The sequence below is a fragment of the Niallia nealsonii genome (assembly GCF_002835805.1).
Lineage (GTDB): Bacteria > Bacillota > Bacilli > Bacillales > Cytobacillaceae > Niallia > Niallia nealsonii.
Genome location: NZ_PISE01000004.1, coordinates 98,339 through 116,493, shown reverse-complemented (window position 1 = coordinate 116,493; position 18,155 = coordinate 98,339). Strand labels below are relative to the sequence as shown.

Annotated in this window: 16 protein-coding genes; 5 read left to right on the top strand and 11 right to left on the bottom strand. The window is 34.5% G+C overall.

Going from position 1 to position 18,155, the window contains the following annotated elements:
• Nucleotides 1-56 precede the first annotated feature (56 nt).
• Both CWS01_RS02420 and CWS01_RS02415 read left to right on the top strand, forming a co-directional pair.
• Complete coding sequence (locus CWS01_RS02420; protein WP_101175459.1) at nt 57-1,157, top strand: GerAB/ArcD/ProY family transporter; 1,101 nt, start codon at nt 57-59, stop codon at nt 1,155-1,157.
• Nucleotides 1,158-1,257: 100 nt separating this feature from the next.
• Nucleotides 1,258-2,358: a GerAB/ArcD/ProY family transporter gene (locus tag CWS01_RS02415; RefSeq protein ID WP_101175458.1), complete on the top strand. Its 1,101-nt coding sequence runs from the start codon at nt 1,258-1,260 to the stop codon at nt 2,356-2,358.
• Here the strand turns inward: CWS01_RS02415 and CWS01_RS02410 are convergent.
• From CWS01_RS02410 to CWS01_RS22215, 3 genes are all read right to left on the bottom strand, one after another.
• A complete protein-coding gene (locus tag CWS01_RS02410; RefSeq protein WP_101175457.1) occupies nt 2,351-2,578 on the bottom strand; it encodes a hypothetical protein in 228 nt (75 codons plus the stop codon). The genes CWS01_RS02415 and CWS01_RS02410 overlap by 8 nt on opposite strands.
• A 216-nt stretch (nt 2,579-2,794) precedes the next feature.
• Nucleotides 2,795-3,976, bottom strand: coding sequence for a NupC/NupG family nucleoside CNT transporter (locus tag CWS01_RS02405; RefSeq protein ID WP_101175456.1), 1,182 nt, complete (start codon nt 3,974-3,976; stop codon nt 2,795-2,797).
• Between the two features lie 396 nt (nt 3,977-4,372).
• Nucleotides 4,373-4,549, bottom strand: a complete 177-nt coding sequence (locus tag CWS01_RS22215) for an STAS domain-containing protein (protein WP_157827524.1) — start codon at nt 4,547-4,549, stop codon at nt 4,373-4,375.
• A 287-nt stretch (nt 4,550-4,836) separates the two neighbouring features.
• On the opposite strand from CWS01_RS22215, the gene CWS01_RS02400 reads away from it, so the two are divergent.
• The 3 genes from CWS01_RS02400 to CWS01_RS02390 all read left to right on the top strand — a co-directional run bounded on the left by CWS01_RS02400 (nt 4,837) and on the right by CWS01_RS02390 (nt 8,823).
• The gene (locus CWS01_RS02400) at nt 4,837-7,275 is read left to right on the top strand and encodes a S8 family serine peptidase (protein WP_101175455.1); all 2,439 of its coding nucleotides are present in this window, start codon (nt 4,837-4,839) and stop codon (nt 7,273-7,275) included.
• Between the two features lie 515 nt (nt 7,276-7,790).
• Nucleotides 7,791-8,273: a sigma-70 family RNA polymerase sigma factor gene (locus tag CWS01_RS02395; RefSeq protein WP_101175454.1), complete on the top strand. Its 483-nt coding sequence runs from the start codon at nt 7,791-7,793 to the stop codon at nt 8,271-8,273.
• A 148-nt stretch (nt 8,274-8,421) separates the two neighbouring features.
• Nucleotides 8,422-8,823 carry a YkvA family protein gene (locus CWS01_RS02390; protein ID WP_101175453.1) on the top strand — a complete coding sequence of 134 codons (402 nt, stop codon included), beginning with the start codon at nt 8,422-8,424 and terminating at the stop codon, nt 8,821-8,823.
• A gap of 471 nt (nt 8,824-9,294) precedes the next feature.
• Here the strand turns inward: CWS01_RS02390 and CWS01_RS02385 are convergent, their stop codons facing one another.
• The 8 genes from CWS01_RS02385 to CWS01_RS02350 form a co-directional block, all read right to left on the bottom strand.
• Nucleotides 9,295-9,717: a DUF3830 family protein gene (locus tag CWS01_RS02385; RefSeq protein WP_101175452.1), complete on the bottom strand. Its 423-nt coding sequence runs from the start codon at nt 9,715-9,717 to the stop codon at nt 9,295-9,297.
• 61 nt (nt 9,718-9,778) lie between these two features.
• The gene (locus CWS01_RS02380; RefSeq protein WP_101175451.1) at nt 9,779-11,062 is read right to left on the bottom strand and encodes a CapA family protein; all 1,284 of its coding nucleotides are present in this window, start codon (nt 11,060-11,062) and stop codon (nt 9,779-9,781) included.
• Nucleotides 11,063-11,167: 105 nt separating this feature from the next.
• On the bottom strand, nt 11,168-12,040 hold the full coding sequence (locus CWS01_RS02375; protein ID WP_101175450.1) for an NAD(P)-dependent oxidoreductase: 873 nt from the start codon (nt 12,038-12,040) through the stop codon (nt 11,168-11,170).
• 30 nt (nt 12,041-12,070) lie between these two features.
• Nucleotides 12,071-13,327 (bottom strand): Zn-dependent hydrolase, encoded by a 1,257-nt coding sequence (locus tag CWS01_RS02370; RefSeq protein WP_101175449.1) that lies wholly within the window; start codon nt 13,325-13,327, stop codon nt 12,071-12,073.
• 152 nt (nt 13,328-13,479) lie between these two features.
• Nucleotides 13,480-15,051, bottom strand: coding sequence for an ABC transporter substrate-binding protein (locus tag CWS01_RS02365; protein WP_101175448.1), 1,572 nt, complete (start codon nt 15,049-15,051; stop codon nt 13,480-13,482).
• A gap of 130 nt (nt 15,052-15,181) precedes the next feature.
• Nucleotides 15,182-16,210, bottom strand: a complete 1,029-nt coding sequence (locus tag CWS01_RS02360) for an ABC transporter ATP-binding protein (RefSeq protein ID WP_101175447.1) — start codon at nt 16,208-16,210, stop codon at nt 15,182-15,184.
• Nucleotides 16,173-17,189, bottom strand: coding sequence for an ABC transporter ATP-binding protein (locus CWS01_RS02355; RefSeq protein ID WP_101175446.1), 1,017 nt, complete (start codon nt 17,187-17,189; stop codon nt 16,173-16,175). Before CWS01_RS02355 ends, CWS01_RS02360 begins: the two co-directional genes overlap by 38 nt.
• A gap of 28 nt (nt 17,190-17,217) precedes the next feature.
• Nucleotides 17,218-18,147 (bottom strand): ABC transporter permease, encoded by a 930-nt coding sequence (locus CWS01_RS02350; RefSeq protein WP_101175445.1) that lies wholly within the window; start codon nt 18,145-18,147, stop codon nt 17,218-17,220.
• Nucleotides 18,148-18,155: the final 8 nt, after the last annotated feature.

The window sequence follows — 18,155 nt, the reverse complement described above, 5'->3', positions numbered from 1 at the left end:
AGCAATAGAATCTTATTAATTTACGTGTTTTACCGATAGGAGATATCTAGTAGACAATGGAAAAAGCAAAAATTAGTGTTATTCAACTATTTGCAATGATGTTTATTTTTGAGATGGGGACGGCATTAGTTGTCAGCTATGGCATAACCGCAAGAAAAGATGCATGGATTGCAATCCTTCTTTCAATGGAAGGAGGAATTGTCTTATTTTTTATCCATTACTTATTATTTCGGCAATATCCAAAAATTCCTCTCACAGGCTATGTAAGAAAAATTTTCGGCAAATATTTAGGATGGATGATTGGCTTTATTTATACCATTTATTTTTTGTATATTGCTTCTAGAAACTTGCGGGAGCTCGGCGATTTATTAGTCTCATCTACTCTAAAAGAAACACCGTTAATTGCTATTATCATTCCATTGGTTCTTGCAATCTGCTATGTAATATACATGGGAGCAGAAGTGCTGGCGAGAACGTCTGAGGTATTTATTGTTATTTTATTTTTATTTGGGATTTTCGGGAATTTTTTTGCTTTAGTTTCTGGAAATGTAGCATTCCATAATTTGCTGCCAATCCTTGAAAATGGATGGAAGCCCATTTTAACTACAGCTTTTCCGGAGACAATCGCGTTCCCTTTTGGAGAAATGATTGTATTCACTATGCTTCTCCCCTTGTTGAATAAGCCCAAATATGTAAAAAGAGTGGGGCTTTCTGTCTTAATATTAAGTGGCATTATCTTAAGCTGGACTGTTAGTTTAAATATCGCTGTTCTTGGAGTGGAAGTAACCGAAAGAGCAACTTTTCCTACGTTAGCAACAGTCGGCAAGATTAATTTGCTGGATTTTATCCAAAGACTTGATGCTATTATAGTGTTTACTCTATTGATTACTGTGTTTTTTAAAGCAGCCATTTATCTATACGCTGCCGTTATAGGCATTGCAGATTTGTTTAAACTGGACAGCCATTATCGCATTGTGCTGCCGATGGGGGTCATTGTCATCTATTTATCACTAAACATGGCTTCCAATTTTTCTGAACACTTAGAAGAAGGAAAACAACTATCCTATTACTTGCATGTACCGATGCTGATGGTTATCCCGCTTCTCTTGCTAATTGTTTCTTTTATAAGAAAACGCTTTAAGACAAAAACAAATTAGAATCAGTTGTTATACCAATTATTATAGGAAGCTTGCATGTATAAAAAACATTCTGATTCATATAATACATGCTTTAAAGATAGGAGATACTGTGTAGACGATGGAGAAAGCAAAAATTAGTGTCATCCAACTATTTTCAATGATGTTTATATTTGAGTTGGGAACTGCTTTAGTTATTAGCTATGGCATAACAGCTGGAAAGGATGCCTGGCTTGCTACTCTTTTATCGATGGGAGGCGGCATGGTCTTATTTTTTATCTACTATTTATTATTTCGACAGTATCCAAAGCTTCCTCTCACAGGCTATATAAGAAAAATTCTAGGCAAGTATCTAGGGTGGATGATAGGTTTTCTATATGTTTTATACTTCTTGTATATTGCTGCTAGAAACATTCGGGATATCAGTGCTTTACTTGCAGCAACAACTTTAACTCAAACACCATTATTAGCCATCGCCATTCCCTTAGTCCTTGCAATCTGCTATGTACTGTATATGGGAGTAGAAGTGCTTGCAAGGACCTCTGAAGTATTTATTGTTATTTTGGTCTTCTTTGGACTGGCAGGGAATTTTTTTGTCTTGGTTTCAGGAAATGTAGAATTTCATAATTTGCTTCCTTTTCTTGAAAATGGATGGAAACCAGTTTTAACCACTGTTTTCCCTGAGACAATTATTTTTCCATTTGGAGAAATGATCGCATTTACAATACTTCTCCCTTTATTAAATAAACCAAAATACGTAAAAAAGGTCTGGCTTTCAGCTTTAGTATCAAGTGGAATTACCTTAAGTTGGACTGTTAGTTTAAATATTGCTGTTCTTGGAGTAGAAGGAATGAAAAATGCTACATTTCCCACTTTAGCAACAGTCGGTAAGGTTAATTTGCTGGATTTTATACAAAGGCTTGATGCTCTTGTGGTGTTTACTCTATTGATTACCGTGTTTTTTAAAGCATCTATTTTTATATATGTTGCAATTATTGGAATTACAGACTTATTTAAACTAAAAAGCCACCATCGAATTTTACTGCCAGTCGGGACCATTGTCATCTATTTATCGCTAAACATGGCTTCTAATTTTGTAGAACATTTAAATGAAGGAAAGCAAATGATCTATTCTATGCATATACCAATGATACTAATTATTCCTTTAATCCTATTGCTCGTTTCCTTTCTACGCAAAAGATTCACAAAAAATTCTAGTTAGAACGATTCGATTTACTTTTTATAATCATTACAATTTGATGGCTAATAACAATTAGAAAAAGTCCTGTCAACATCACATATTCTCCTGCATCCATTACCCGGAATGGATTTATTAGATGAGATAAAGATTGTGAGAGGCTAAAGTTCATGGAAAGATCTAATAATATGACTAGTGATACGGAACAAAATAGAATCATAAGAAAGATGCCTAATATTTTCATCTTTTATCCCTCCTTTGCTAAGCAATTTACTTTTATAGTATGGATAAAATGGAATGAAATAATCTAGGAATGAAAAGAATAAAAGTTTTCGTTTGCAGCTGCCACCGATTTGACCACCATCGTTCCCAATTTTTCTGCCGTACATCTGTACATCATTGCACATTAGTTAATACATAATAAAAAAGACTAGACAAATGCCTAGTCTCCTTCCATCACTTATATAAATAATCCAACAACTGTCGCCGTCAAAACGGAAGCTAATGTTGCTGTCAGAAGCATTTTTAAACCAAATTTTGCAACAATGTCAGCCTTTTCTCCATTAATGGCTTGAATGGAACCAGAGATAATGCCAATGCTTGCGAAATTAGCGAATGATACTAAAAAGGTAGAAACAATGCCGATTGTTTTTTCTGACAAGCTTGGAATAAGCTCTTGGAACTGGAGCATTGCCACAAATTCATTTGCTGCAAGTTTTGTCCCCATTACCGAACCCGCTGTAACCATCTCATTTGCAGGAATTCCCATAATCCAAGCAATTGGTGCAAAAAGATAGCCAAGCATTTCCGTAAACCCAATACCAAAAATACTATTAAAAAATCCATTAATTAATGCAAGCAGCCCAACATATGCTACAAGCATTGCCGCAACAATTAAAGCTACTTTTCCACCATCTAAGGCTCCTGCCGAAATAGCTCCAAAAACAGAATTCGAATTGGATACCTCTTTAATATTAATTGTTTCATCTTCATTCTTTTTAATAGGAGCGACTAATGTTGCCATAATAAGAGAAGATAAAGAATTTAAAAGCATCGCAACCAGCACATATTTTGCCGGAATCATATTTATATATGCTCCCATTATGGATGCCGAAACAGATGCCATTGCAGAAGTGCAGACGACAAATAATTTATTTGCATTCATTGTATCTAGATGTGATTTGACCGCAAGCAATGATTCTGATTGGCCAAAAAAGATAGAATTTATGCTGTTAAACGTAACAACCTTGGAAAGACCAGTTATTTTTGCCAAAGTTCCTCCAATATATTTAATCGCCAAAGGCAATACTCTTATATAGGTCAATAAAGATAATAGAGTAGATGTAAAAATAATAAGCATTAATACATTGATAAAGAAAACGCTAGAACCTTCTGGAACTAGTCCACCTGTTACAAAATTAACCCCTTCATATCCATAGTTTAATACATTAGAAACACCATTCGATACAGATTCAATTATTTTAAGACCTACTGTTGTTTTAAACATAATAATCGTAACAACAAACTCAAGCACCATTAGAATAATAATGGCTTTGTAGTTGATATTCTTACGATCATTTGAAAGAATAAATCCAACTGCTAATGTAATAAAAATCCCAATAATCCCAATAAATATTGACAAAACTAAAACTCCTCCTGGTTGTATTTTCGTGTGCAAGTATTTTATTCCCTACAAGTGGGAGCATCCAGTCGAATTCAAAGCAAATATACACAAAATATATTATTTTCAAATATTAATTATCTTAAATAATAAATTTATTACTTTATAATCCATTTAATATTCAATCAAATACATATCCAAATCAACTAAATCAATCCATTTAAAAATTATTTCACACAAGTTTTTATCATACTAAAGAAGAAGATGATTGTCATCTATTTAACCCAAAAAATAAAAAGAAAATAGCGGCATCTAACGCTCTCAAAAAGATAGCGTTTCACTCCTTATTGTCAGATTCCACAAACTAGAAAAACTCTAATTATATCCAACAAAAAAAGGCCTTAAAAAGCCCCTTCCTTATTTCCCTATTTTCTTCAGCGCTTCTTTTACTGAAGAATAAAATGCAATAGAGATATTTGCAAAGTTTTCTTTTTGTATACTGTTTTGAGCCATTTCTGTTTTCATGCCGGTTATAATCAGTTCTGTACCCATTAGGCTCAATAAATGAGATAACTTTATAATTCCTTGATGCATTGCTTCATCTTTATACTCTTTCTTTTCCCCCTAGCTAAAATTTTTACTTCCATTAAATATTACTTTCTCTAAAAAACCCTATATACTAATCTATATAAAGTGAAACTTCAATCAGTGGGGGTTTTCTTCATCCCCCACTGATTGTTAGTTGAACCAATCAGGCTTTTACAGGCAGTTATCCCCCACCTAGATTTCTCGTTTTCTCTTATAATCTTGAGGTGGGGGTCTTACTGCCCGTTAATGCGTGATAAATAAGTTTAGCTATTAAAAGTAGAGGACGAGTGCAGATGAAAAAAATTATGGGATTATTTTTTTTCGTATTATTATTTATTTTTTCATCAAATGTATCTGCAGAGGAAATGAAAGTAGAAAGCAAAATTTCTAAATTTAATACAAAAGAATTATTTAATGCAAAAAAAGACTTTAACGCAAAAGAATTGGTCATTAAATTTAAAGAAAATGTAAGTGAAAAAAAGAGATGGGAAATATTATTGGCTGCCCGTCTAAAGGAAGATTCCTATATAAAAGGATTTTCTCTCATTAAAACCACATCAGATGAAGATTTAAAACTATTGGCAGACACACTGCTAAAAAAGAAAGAAATTGAGTTTATAGAACCAAACTATAAAATTAAAGCTTCCTATACACCTAAAGATTCTAATTACAGCAAACAATGGTATTTAAAAAAGATTACCACCGAAAAAGCTTGGAATACAACAAAAGGATCTTCTGCTATTACGGTTGCTGTACTTGATGCTGGCGTGCAGACGGGACACTCTGAATTCAAAGGCAGAATTACAAATCCCTATAATGCAGTAACCGGCGGCAATTCTCTCACTGCAAGCAGCCATGGAACACATGTGGCAGGTATTATTGCAGCTGCTAATAATAACAAAGGAACAGTTGGATTAGCTCCAAATGTTAAAATTATGCCTATTGATATTTTTGATGGCGAATTTGCAGATACATATGATGAAGCAACTGGACTAATCTATGCAGCAGACAAGGGAGCAAATATCATCAATATGAGTTTTGGAAGTGAATACTATGCCTATGCAGAAGCATACGCTATTCAATATGCTGCATCAAAAGGAGTTGTATTAATAGCAGCTGCTGGAAATGATGCAAGTTTAGAAAACTATTATCCGGCTGGATATGATTCAGTTATCTCAGTAGCTGCTACAGATGAAAACGACCGCAGCTCTGATTATTCCAATTATGGAAGTTCCATTGATATTTCAGCTCCTGGTGATGATATTTATTCCACTGTTCCTAACAATAAATATGGATATATGTCCGGAACCTCTATGGCAACACCCATTGTATCTGGGACAGCAGCACTTGTATTATCGAAAAATCCGCTTTTATCTGCAACAGATGTAAAGAATATTTTGATTAAATCTACAAAAGACCTTGGGGCTAATGGATGGGATTATTTATTTGGATATGGCCGCATTGATGCTGAAAAAGCAGTCAAAAACACTCCAGCTCCTTTTGGTACTTTATCGGTAAACACCACATATAAAATAAAAGGAAATAATAAGCTGAATTTCTCTGTTCCTATTTATAAAGGAACAAAAGTAACGGTCAGAATCGAAAATTCACAGAAAAAAACGATTCGAACAATTATTTCCAATAAAAATTGGAATGGCGGGAAATTATCTAGTTCATGGGACGGAAAAGATAATAAGAATAATTTTGTAGCTGACGGCAAATATACGCTCATTGTAAAAGCTACAAATGGAAAAGAAACAGTCTATCAAACAAAGGATATCAAAGCAAGCCAGGAAATCAAACCTATTGTTACCATTAGCGAGAGTTCATCTATTAGTTTTTCACCGGCACTAAAAAGAAAAGGCACTGCTAGTTTCAGCTTAAATAAAGGGTCAAAAGTAGATGCCAAAATAATAGACGGCAACGGCCAAACAGTAAAAACCCTCCTATCTCAGAAATCACTTGCCACAGGAAAACACACTTTAACCTGGGATGGGAAAAGCAATAGCAATAAATTAGTAAAAGACGGCACTTATCAACTTGTCTTATCTGCTGTCGACGTTAACAAACGGAAGGCTGACCCTAAAAAGCTGAAAATGATTGTTGATACAAAAGGTCCTATTGTAAAAGAAAAACTTGCTTCTACCATTTTTAAACTAGACGGCCAAAAACAGCAAACAGCTACTATTGAATGGACAGAACAAGCAGAAGCTAGTGTCTTTATCAAAACAGAAAAAGGCACCACCGTAAAAAAACTAACCACTAGCAAAGTGGTCAAAGCAGGAAAAACTTTATTTTACTGGAATGGCCAAACAGATAAAAATACCATTGTTTCTGAAGGAAAATATTATTATTATTACGAAGCAAAAGATAAAGTTGGAAATATTACCAAGAAAAAGGGTGGCCTATTTACGATTCAAAATTGGCAAAAACCTATAATAACGACTAACTCCACTTTTTACTATAAAACAAACGGAAATCTATCTATTCCATTTACTGCTTCTAAAGAAGGTAATGCTATAGTCGATGTCTATAATAGCAGCACATTAGTTAAATCCTTGCAAAAACAGGTGGAAAAAGGGGAACAGTCTATTAGTTGGGATGGAAAAGATAAAAACGGGAAAATCTTGAACGATGGAACCTATCAGCTGAAATTCACATTAGTAGATAAATATAAACAAACAATAACTAAAACAGCCCAATTAATTGTTGGTCTTACACTATCACAATAGAGACACCCGATACTGTTCATAATAAAGTACGACAACGGCCAATGTAGATATTATATTGGAACTGGCTGTTTATAATTATTGGGATAAGACCAAACTAGATGATAAAAAATTGAATCTAACAAAAGGCACACAAACTATTACAAAAAACTAAATGAATCAAATTATTATCGCTATAAGCTAAACTATACAATGCTCTTGGAAATAATATGTTACTGAATATACGGATTTTCACTAAAGAATTGAGTTCACCTAACAATCAGTGGGGAACCTGTCCCTCCCCACTGATTGAATTTGAGCTTTATTCCGTCATACCCCTCCTCAAAAATCCTCTTCTATTTTACTCATTTTTTCTATTCCAAAGGAACTTCCATCAAGTTTTAAAAAGATTATGTTCATTTCCCTACAATTCCTTGTCCAAAGTTGCTGTTTCGTCTTTCGCTGCTCCTTGCTTTTTCTTGTATGTTAAATCTACCTAGGAATAAAAAAGAAAAGTGCTTTTCTAAAAGGACAAAAGCATGCGTGAAAACCAGTTGGAAAGTTTAATAGAACAATTCACTCCAATGATCCACCATATGATCCGCAAACTATCTATTTATAAAAACAAAGAAGAGTTTTTTCAAATAGGTTTAATCAGCATTTGGGAGACTACTCATACCTTTTTACCAGAGAAAGGAGAATACAAAAGCTATCTCTACCAACATATGCGAGGGAGGTTTTTAGATGAACTAAAGAAGAGCAATCTAGATCAAGCACGTATCGTTCACCCCGAAGAAGAATTCTGGACCCTTCTTGCATCCCCTCCCCTTTATAAAGAAGAAGAATATGCCATCCGCCAACTATGCAAACCGCTGACAGATTGCCAAACAAAATGGGTTATTTATACAATGGTTCATCAGTGGACAATAAAAGAAATTGCGGAAAAAGAAAAGGTATCTCTATCTGCCGTAAAAGGGTGGAAAAAGGGAGCTCTTGAGAAGCTTAGGGGGATATTAGGTTAAATTTGCTGAAGTTTTTTCCGTATCGTTCTGATTTTTATCTATGTTACTGCAGGTTTTTTCTAAATAGCTATTTTTCGACAAAAAACAACAGTACTCTTCTTCCTATTCTGGTAAAATTATAGATTAATAATAAAAGGAGGGTTTACCTATGGAAAAGTCTCCAGAAGAATTACAACAAGAAATAGCTGCTGGCAAAAAACATTACTCTGATGAAAAATTTTGGGCTAAATTAAAAAGATATGCAAAAAAAGCGGGCTCTGCTGTGGTATATGCCGTATTACTTTTGTACTTCACCTTGCAAAAACCAGAAGTTCCAGCAAAAACAAAAGCAATAATTATTGGCGCATTAGGTTATTTTATTCTGCCTCTCGACCTTATTCCTGATGTTGCTGCAGGTTTTGGCTTTACAGATGATTTAGGCGTACTCGGAATTGCCCTCCTGCAAGCAGCCATGTATATAGATGATGATATAAAGTCAAAGGCGAAAACAAAATTAGAAGAATGGTTCGGGAGCAATGTAGATACATCGGAGATTGATAACAAAATATAGCAAGAAGAGCTATTCTCCCTCTATATTTATCTCTAAATAAGGAGAATGTCCTATTGAAAGGAGTTCTCTCTACTGTTTCTATTCATCAGAAAGAAATCTATTTTACAAAATCCCTTAATGTTTATTAAAACAATAAAAGGCCTAAACCCTACCACTGCATTATGTTATTACAGTGGGGGTGGGCCATTATTTCTTACTTCCTAATGATCCTTAAAGTCATAATATTTCTTTAAATTTGTTACGATGCAAATACTAGCCTCTTTCTAAATCCCCAACAAACTTACCATTTTTAACAATAGTTTTCATAGTGAATTCCCCCTGTAGTTTATTATTTTTATTACCTTTGGACATATGAACCCACCTCAAAAACCTCGTTATATCCTATTCAGCTTTTAATAGCCCCTTTGTAAACAAACAAAGAGGCTAACTTTTTCATCAAATAATGATTTCTAGTTTTAATCCACTAAATTCTTAGTCTAGTAATTCAAATACTAAATCCTGTGCACCTTCCCATCGAACTTTTCTTCCAAATTCCGCTAACTGCTCTGCCCCTTCTTCAATTGTTAAAAAGTGATTTCCTGCCAACTGCCCTCTTGGACAAGCAAACCTATTGCCGCCATATGGCATATAAATCTCTCCTGAGTTTCCTTTTTCATCACCCGGATATAATAAAATATGTCCTGGTGAAGGATAGCTAGTTGCATTTTCAAAAGGAACGTCTATAGCAATATAATTAAGATCTGTAAATACAGCAGATCCACTCCAAGCTCCTTGAATCATTTGTACTGTAAGAGGCAATTGTTCCAATAGCCATTTGCATGATTCCGGAGTATTGCCTTCTTCCGTTCTTACAATAAATTCAAAATTTCCTGAAGTCATTTTTAAAAGTGTCATATAAAATCCTCCTATATAATATAAATATTTTTTAACACAAAATATAAGTTTAATTAATAAACTAAATAGTTATTATTCCTTTGCCATCTTTTACTTCAATTTCCGTACCAAAGGATGATGATAGGTGTTGAAGTTCACTAATAATTCTTTCACTTGCCTCTTTTTCAGCAATTTCAGGCGTTCCTTTTTTAGACCTAGGTTGGTCAAATCCCAAAGTAATGGGGTATAAAACAATATTATTTACATGGTTATCCGAAATATCAAAAGTTGCTATGATAGATTCATAGGTTTTGGGATTTGTTTCATTATTCATTACGCCTCCCGATTTCAATCGAAAATCATACCCATCCGCAGTACAATGTTCTTCATTAAAATTTCCGTATTTCTCGTAAAACTCAGTTGGTTGTCTTTCTATTAATTCAGCCTGGTAAAAAAAGTCACCCAGTCCATGAAAGATTGGTCGCTTTTTATAAATTTCAATCCCTCTTAAAACATGTGGACCATGGCCAATATACGCATGGGCACCTTCATCAATAACCATATGAGCAAATTCTCTTTGGAAATCAGTCAATTGTTCTTTTTGCAAACCTCTCATTTCATGTGAGTGACAACTTACAAGAACAATATCAGCTTGACGCAATGCCTCTGAAATTGATTTTTTTATGCGCTTTGCGTCAATTGGATCTACTACTGTATAAGTCCCGGGATCACCTGTTTCAAAGAAATAATCTCCAAATTGAAATATACCATCTTTATTATTCGAATTACGTTTATTAATCTCTGTTTGCTCTGCCACACTTTTTAAAACATTTAATTGTTCCTCATCTACTTTATGAATGGTTCTAAAGTGAAGAGGATTAATTCCAGGTCTACCAATAAAATCTCTTCTCTGTTCTCCAGCTGGATGCCAGTCACGGAAGGTTGTATTGACAGCAATAATCGCAACCCTTCCTTTAGAAGTTTCTAAATATCTTGGACGCGAAGCCTCGGCAAGATTTCTACCAATGCCGGCATAAACAACTTGTTCACGATTTAAATTTTCTATAGTTCTCAATAGACCATTATGTGACCAATCCAAACTATGATTGCTAGGGCAAGACATGATATTAAAACCAAGCCAACTTAAATCTGATAATACAGCAGGTTCAGCATTTATCCAATCACCCCCACTATGTTTTGAGGGGTAAATATCGTTCTCATAACTATGTATGGAAGTCTCTAAATTTGTAAATCTTACATCAGTCATCCCTAATATTTCCTTTAGAGCTATAAGTCTTTCATCTTCCCTAGGCAATCTCTGTGTGACTAAGGCATCACCAGTTACAGCAATAGATAACTTATCCATTTCTTCCCACCGTCCTTATAACAATATGTAGACTTTGGTTTACCATTTCAAACCAGTCTACTTTAGAAAAAAAAGTGACCTACCTTCCCCTGCCTATTTATCAAATTAGGTTAGTTTTGAAAATTTATTTTCCGATAAATAATCTGTAATTCCCATAACATCCTGTTCCCCTAAACCAGCTTCCAACGCTAAACGGAAAGCTTCCTCTACAGCTTTTGCTAATGGTGAAACCGTACCTGTATTTTTTACAAGACCTAAATCCTTTGTCATATGCTTAAGAGGAAAAGCTGCAGGATATTCATTTTTTAATATATTTTCAGTTTTGATTTGAGATATATCTGTCCCTACAGCACTTTCATTAATTATTGTCATCATCTCTTCTCTTGTTATTCCATGTTTCTCTGCAAAGAGAATAGATTCTGCTATGCCTTGAATAGTAATTCCTAATAATAGATTTATAGCTAATTTAGCAATACTCCCAGAACCGTTATCACCTAAATAGAGGGATTTTTTTCCTAGGATATTAAATACTGGCACTACCTTTTCATACACATCTTTTTTTCCACCAACCATGATTACAAGATTGCCTTCTTTCGCTGGCTTTACACTTCCAGATACAGGAGCATCTAAAAAATATGCACCCATTTTTTCACACTTGTCTGCTATAGATTTGGAAGTTTCAGGAGAGACGGTACTCATATCAATAAATAATTTTCCTTGAGCATTACCATTCTCAAATAATCCTCCTTCAGAACTATATATCGACTTTACTGCATCATCATCAGAAACCATTGTGATAATAACATCACTTAAGTAGACTACTTTACTTGGATCTTCACAAAAAGTAGCGCCAATATTCACAAGTGACTCAGCCTTTATTTTTGTTCGATTATATATAAATAATCGATGATCTGCTTTCACTAAATTCTCCGCCATTACTCTTCCCATATTGCCTAATCCTATCCAACCTATATTCAATATAATCCCCTTCTCTTTCAACGTATTTTATTACTTTACCAAAACAGCTAAATCAAGAAGCGTATGATAAAGGACATTAGTTCCGATTACACAATCCTCAGGTGAACTCCACTCTGCTGGATGATGACTTACACCATCCTTAGAGCGAACAAAAATCATACCCATTGGACAAAATCCATCAAAATTCCCTGAATCATGTCCTGCTCCACTAGGAAGACTAAAAACATCAACACTAGATTTTAAACAAGCATCTTTAATAATATTTTGGATTGACTCTGAACATAGCTTGGATTCTCCTTTTCTCCACACTAAAACTTCCATATTAATTCCTGATTCCTGACATATTTCCTTTGCTCTTAACAACACTTTTTCTTCAACAGTATCCCGTACATTCCCATTCAAGTCCCTTATATCAACTGAAAACTCTACCCTATCAGGTATTACATTGGCTCCCCCTGGAAAGACCTCTAATTTGCCCACAGTCCCTACAGTTGTTAAGGTTTTATTAGCTTCTTCATTTATCATTTGTATGATTTTTGCAGCAGCAACTAGAGGATCCCTTCTTAGATTCATAGGAGTAGTTCCTGCATGGCCAGCTTCCCCTCTTAATAGGATCCTTCCTCTGGATGACCCACATATACCTGACACAATTCCAACCGACTGCTGTTTTTGTTCTAAAACTTTGCCTTGTTCAATATGAAGTTCCACATGAGCTTTTACCGACTTCCTTGATCGTTGAGCCTCATGAACTTTATTTGGATCAAACCCATTTAACTTCAATACATCTCTAATTGTCATTCCATTACTGTCCATATAGTTAAGCGTTTCACTATTCCATTTGCCTGTCATCGCTCTGCTGCCAGAATAACCTGCTTTAAATCGACATCCTTCTTCATCTCTATAAGCAATGACCTCAATTGGATGTTCCGTTATAATACCTTGCTCTTTCATTACTTGTAATACTTCAATTCCACCTATGATTCCTAAGCTACCATCAAATTTTCCCCCTTCATAGACCGTGTCACTATGTGAACCAGTAAGAACGACAGGAGCACTAGGATTTTCTCCTTCCTTTCGCCCTATTAAATTTCCCGCGAAATCATATCTAACACATAATCCTGCTTCTTTCATATATGACTCTATTAGTTCTAGTCCTCTTTTGTCCTCCTCGGAAAAGGCAATGCGGGAAACACCACCAGAAATTCCTTTTCCTATATTACCCAGTTCTATCAAACGGCTGAAGAGACGGTCTTTATTAATCTTGATATTTATACTATCTTTAATCATAAGAACCTCCTATTTATTGTGTACAATATCACAAATTAAAATATATATTCCTGCATATGTTGATTTACTAGAAATATAGCAGGGCAGCACAATCTATACCGCCCTTTATATTTTGAAATTTCAGATAATAAATCCAATGACTAAAGTAATAATTATTCTTTCTTCTTCATGTCTTCCACTAGTATGTCTTTGTTTATTGGCGGGTTAAATTCTACTTTTTCATTTACAGCATTATAGTATTGTTCTTGATAAAGATAAATGTATGGTAATTCCTCGGCTACAATTTGCTGAATTTCCTTATATTGTTCCATTCTTTCTGCTGTATTTAAATTCGAAATGGCACTGTCTAAAAGTTTATCAACTTTTTGGTTCTTATAACCTAGACGTTCTGGATATCTTTCTGAATGGAAGGAATCCAAAGGTAAATATGGATCAAACATACTATTACCATAACCAACAAGCATTAAAGCATCATTTTTTCCACTATTTCTAATCTCTACATATTTACTATTTTCTAGTATTTGAATGTTAACTTTTATACCAGCCTCTTCAAGCATTCCAGCTATTATTTGACCTAGTTCAGCATCCATTAAATAACGTCCCTGTGGTACTTGAAATGTCAATTCAAGTGGGTTTCCCTTATCATATCCAGCCTCTTTTAATAACTGTTTTGATTTTTCCAAGTCATAACGGTAAGTATTATATAAGTCTTCATTTAGACCAGCAGTACCTGGAACAATAGAGGTTCTTGTAGGAGTTCCATTTCCTTGAAATAAATTTTCTACTATCGCTTTATTATCAATTGCATAATCTATTGCTTGGCGTACTTTTGGATCAGAAGTTGGAAATTGTTTATTTTGGTTTACTATAAGTGACATTACTTGGCTGGAGTCAGCTTCAATAACTTTAGTGCCTTTATTATCATTTATTCTTGTCCATTCAGCAGGTGGAACTTCTTGTATAAAATCAACGCCTCCAGTTAATAATTCATTCACACGGGTTGCAGCCTCTGGAAGTATTCTAAGTACCGCTTCATCCCAATTGGATACATCCCCTCTAAAATAATCATTAAACTTTTGTAAAGTTAGTTGATTATCTACAAGATATTCTTTAATTTGATATGGACCTGATCCTATTGGATGCTGTAAGAAGTAATCTATGCCATTTTTATCAATATAATCCTTAGGCAGAATACTAGCCCCCATCATTCCCAAGCGATTTAACAATGTTGGATCTGGTTCATTCGTTATGATTTCAAAATTAAAATCATCTTTGACTTTTACTTCCTTTATAGTAACAAACCTACTATTTTCTAATAAGGATTCATCGTTCATAACACGATCTAGGGTAAACTTGACATCCTCTGATGTTAATTCTTCTCCATTATGGAATTTTATACCATGGTTTAGAGTGAATTCCCATGTTGTATCATTAGTCCTTTTATACTCTGACACTAAATGGGGCAAAAATTCTCCCTTATCATTCATTCTGAAAAGAGTATCGTAAATATTCATGATGGGTGAACCGAGACTGCCATTATTTTGTGGATCAAATGTCAAAATTGTCCCTGATAAACCTACTTTGATAGTTTTAGAAGAACCATCTGCTTCTTCATTATTATCTACTTTAGTTGAGCTATTGCTGCTACAAGCAGTTATGAATAACATTGTCATCATCGCTATTAGGATTAAAAATGAACGTGTATTACTTAGCCTTATTTTCAAAAATATAACCACCTTATTTTAGTATTAGTGAATAATATAGGAACTTACAATTAAAGAACCTTTGCATGAGACTCCTTATTTAGAAAAGCTTATAGATTAATTATTTAATAGTTTAAGAGAACAGGGAGATTTAAGTTATCGCCTCAAGCGTTAATTCTCTATTTTTATTTTGTAAAATAGGGTAATGACAAGCTACAGAATGTTGACTATCATGCTCAATAAAGACCGGTTCTTCCATTTTACATTTCTCATTTGCATAGGGGCATCTTGTGTGAAATCGACAACCTATTGGTGGATTCGCTGGATTAGGCAACTCACCTTCTAATATAATTTGTTCCTTTTTGTCCCTATACGTAGGATCAGGTATTGGCACTGCTGATAGTAATGCTTTTGTGTACGGATGAAGAGGACTTTGAAACAATTGCTCCTTTGTTCCTAATTCCACTACTTTCCCAAGATACATCACAGCAACTCGGTCACTTATATGTTTAATTGCTGGCAAACCATGTGCAATAAATACATAAGTTAGGTTATAATCTCTTTGTAATTTAGTAAGGAGATTTAATATTTGTGCCTGTATTGATACATCTAATGCAGACACCGGTTCATCACATATAATAAGCTTCGGATTTAATGCCAGTGCTCTTGCAATGCCAATTCTTTGTCTTTGTCCCCCGCTAAATTCATGTGGATATCTATATGCGTAGCTTGGACTTAAACCAACAACGTCCATTAACTCTTCTACACGCTTTTTGAGTTCCTTTCCCTTAGCAATCTTATGTGAAATTAAGGGCTCAGAAATAATATCAAATACCTTCATTCTTGGATTTAAAGAAGAAAATGGATCTTGAAATATCATTTGGATATCTTTCCTCTGTTCCCTCATTTCTTTCTCCGATAAATCTCTTAAATTTTTTCCTTCAAATAAAATTTCTCCTTCAGTTGCTTCTATTAATCTTAAAATTGCATTCCCTGTAGTTGATTTTCCACAGCCTGATTCTCCTACAATTCCAAGTGTTTCTCCTGTATACACTTTTAAATTAATCCCATCTACAGCTTTTAAATACTGTCTTTCTTTGCTAAACCATTTTTTTGTAATATCATAATATTTTTTTAAACCTTTAATCTCTAGTAATGGCTGTTCTTTCTTCAAGCTCATTTAAAACCACCTCTCCTTCTTCGTGCAGCCAGCAACGAACTTGATAATTTACTTTTAATTCACGAAGATTTGGTTCCTGCTGAATACATTTTTTCATCGCATAAGGACATCTTGGATGAAACCGGCAACCTTTTGGCATATCAGACGGAGTTGGGACAGTGCCTCTAATAGCTTGCAATTCTTCCTTTAATTCATTAATTTTAGGTGTACTTTTCATTAGTCCCTTTGTATAGGGGTGCTTAGGATCAGCAAATAATTCGAACACTCCCCCCTGCTCCACAACTTGTCCTGCATACATTACGATTACTCTATCCACCATCTCTGCAACAACCCCTAAGTCATGGGTAATTAAGATTATTGCAGTATCTAATTCATCCCTGAGCTTTTTCATTAACTGAAGTATCTGTGCTTGAATGGTTACATCCAAAGCAGTAGTCGGTTCATCTGCAATAAGAAGCTTAGGATTACAGGATAGTGCCATCGCAATCATCACACGTTGTCGCATACCACCACTTAATTCATGTGGATAAGAATCATACACTTTTTCTTCTCTTGGTATACCCACTTTTCTTAACATCTCTATTCCTTTATTGCGTGCTTCTTTTCTTCCAACCTTTTGATGTAGTTTAATCGCTTCGCTAATTTGGAACCCAACAGTGAACAATGGATTTAATGAGGATAATGGTTCTTGAAATATCATGGAAATTTCATTACCACGCAATTTTCTTATTTCCTTATTTTTCATTTTAGTAAGGTCATGATTTCCAAATAAAATTTCACCATCTACTATCTTACCTGGTGCCTTTACAAGTCCCATGATAGAGAAAGAAGTTATACTTTTTCCACAACCTGATTCACCAACAATGGCTACTACTTCCCCTTTATTTACTTGAAATGACACACCGTCTACTGCTGGTATTTTCCCACTTTCAGTATAAAAGTAAGTTTTTAATCCTTTTACATCTAATAAAAGATTCATATAGCAGGTACCTCCCTAAAAGAATTCATTAAGATCGACCTCCTTGTTGAAATGGATCCATTACATCTCGTAGCCAATCTCCTAAGAAAGTAATCCCTATAACAGTAATCGTGATAGCTATACCTGGAAAAGTAGCAATCCACCAACTAGTAGATAAATATGCTTGCCCTTCACTTAACATATATCCCCAAGAAACGGTTGGCGGTTGTATCCCTAGACCAAGAAAGCTTAGTGAAGATTCTGATATTATTGCTGATGCCACATTCAAAGTTGATATTACAATAAAGGTTGAAAAAACATTTGGCAGTAAATGCTTTGTCATGATTGAACTTTTTTTCGTTCCTATTGAATGAGCAGCCCTTATAAAATCTCTTTCCTTCAGACTTAAAACTTCTCCACGTACAAGTCTTGTATAAGAAACCCAATCTGTAAATCCCATCACAAGAATTAATGTTGTTAAACTAGGTCCAAATACTCCGATAAGTACTAACATTATTAAGATACTTGGCAAGGCTAAGAATGCATCTGTAATTCTCATAATTAATGCATCAACCCAGCCACCAAGGAAACCAGAAATTATTCCTAAGAATGCCCCAATAGCTCCTGATACTATTACAGCACATATGCCAACAAGCAAGGATACTCTTGATCCATAAATGATTCGACTAAGAACATCCCTCCCTAGATTATCTGTTCCTAGAATAAATTCTAATGATCCGCCTTCCATCCAAAATGGAGGTTTCAAAATATTGGCTGAATTAACTTTAGCAGGATCATGCGGCGAAATAGCTGGAGCAAATATAGCCAATAAGATAACAAGTAATACTATGATTAATCCAGCCAAACCTGTTCTGCTTTTTAGCAAGAGCTTTGACCATCTTTTAATCGGACTAATTTTTTTTTCAATTTCATACGATACTTGTACTGGAGAGCTAATTTTCTGTGTATTAATAGTCAATATTTCTT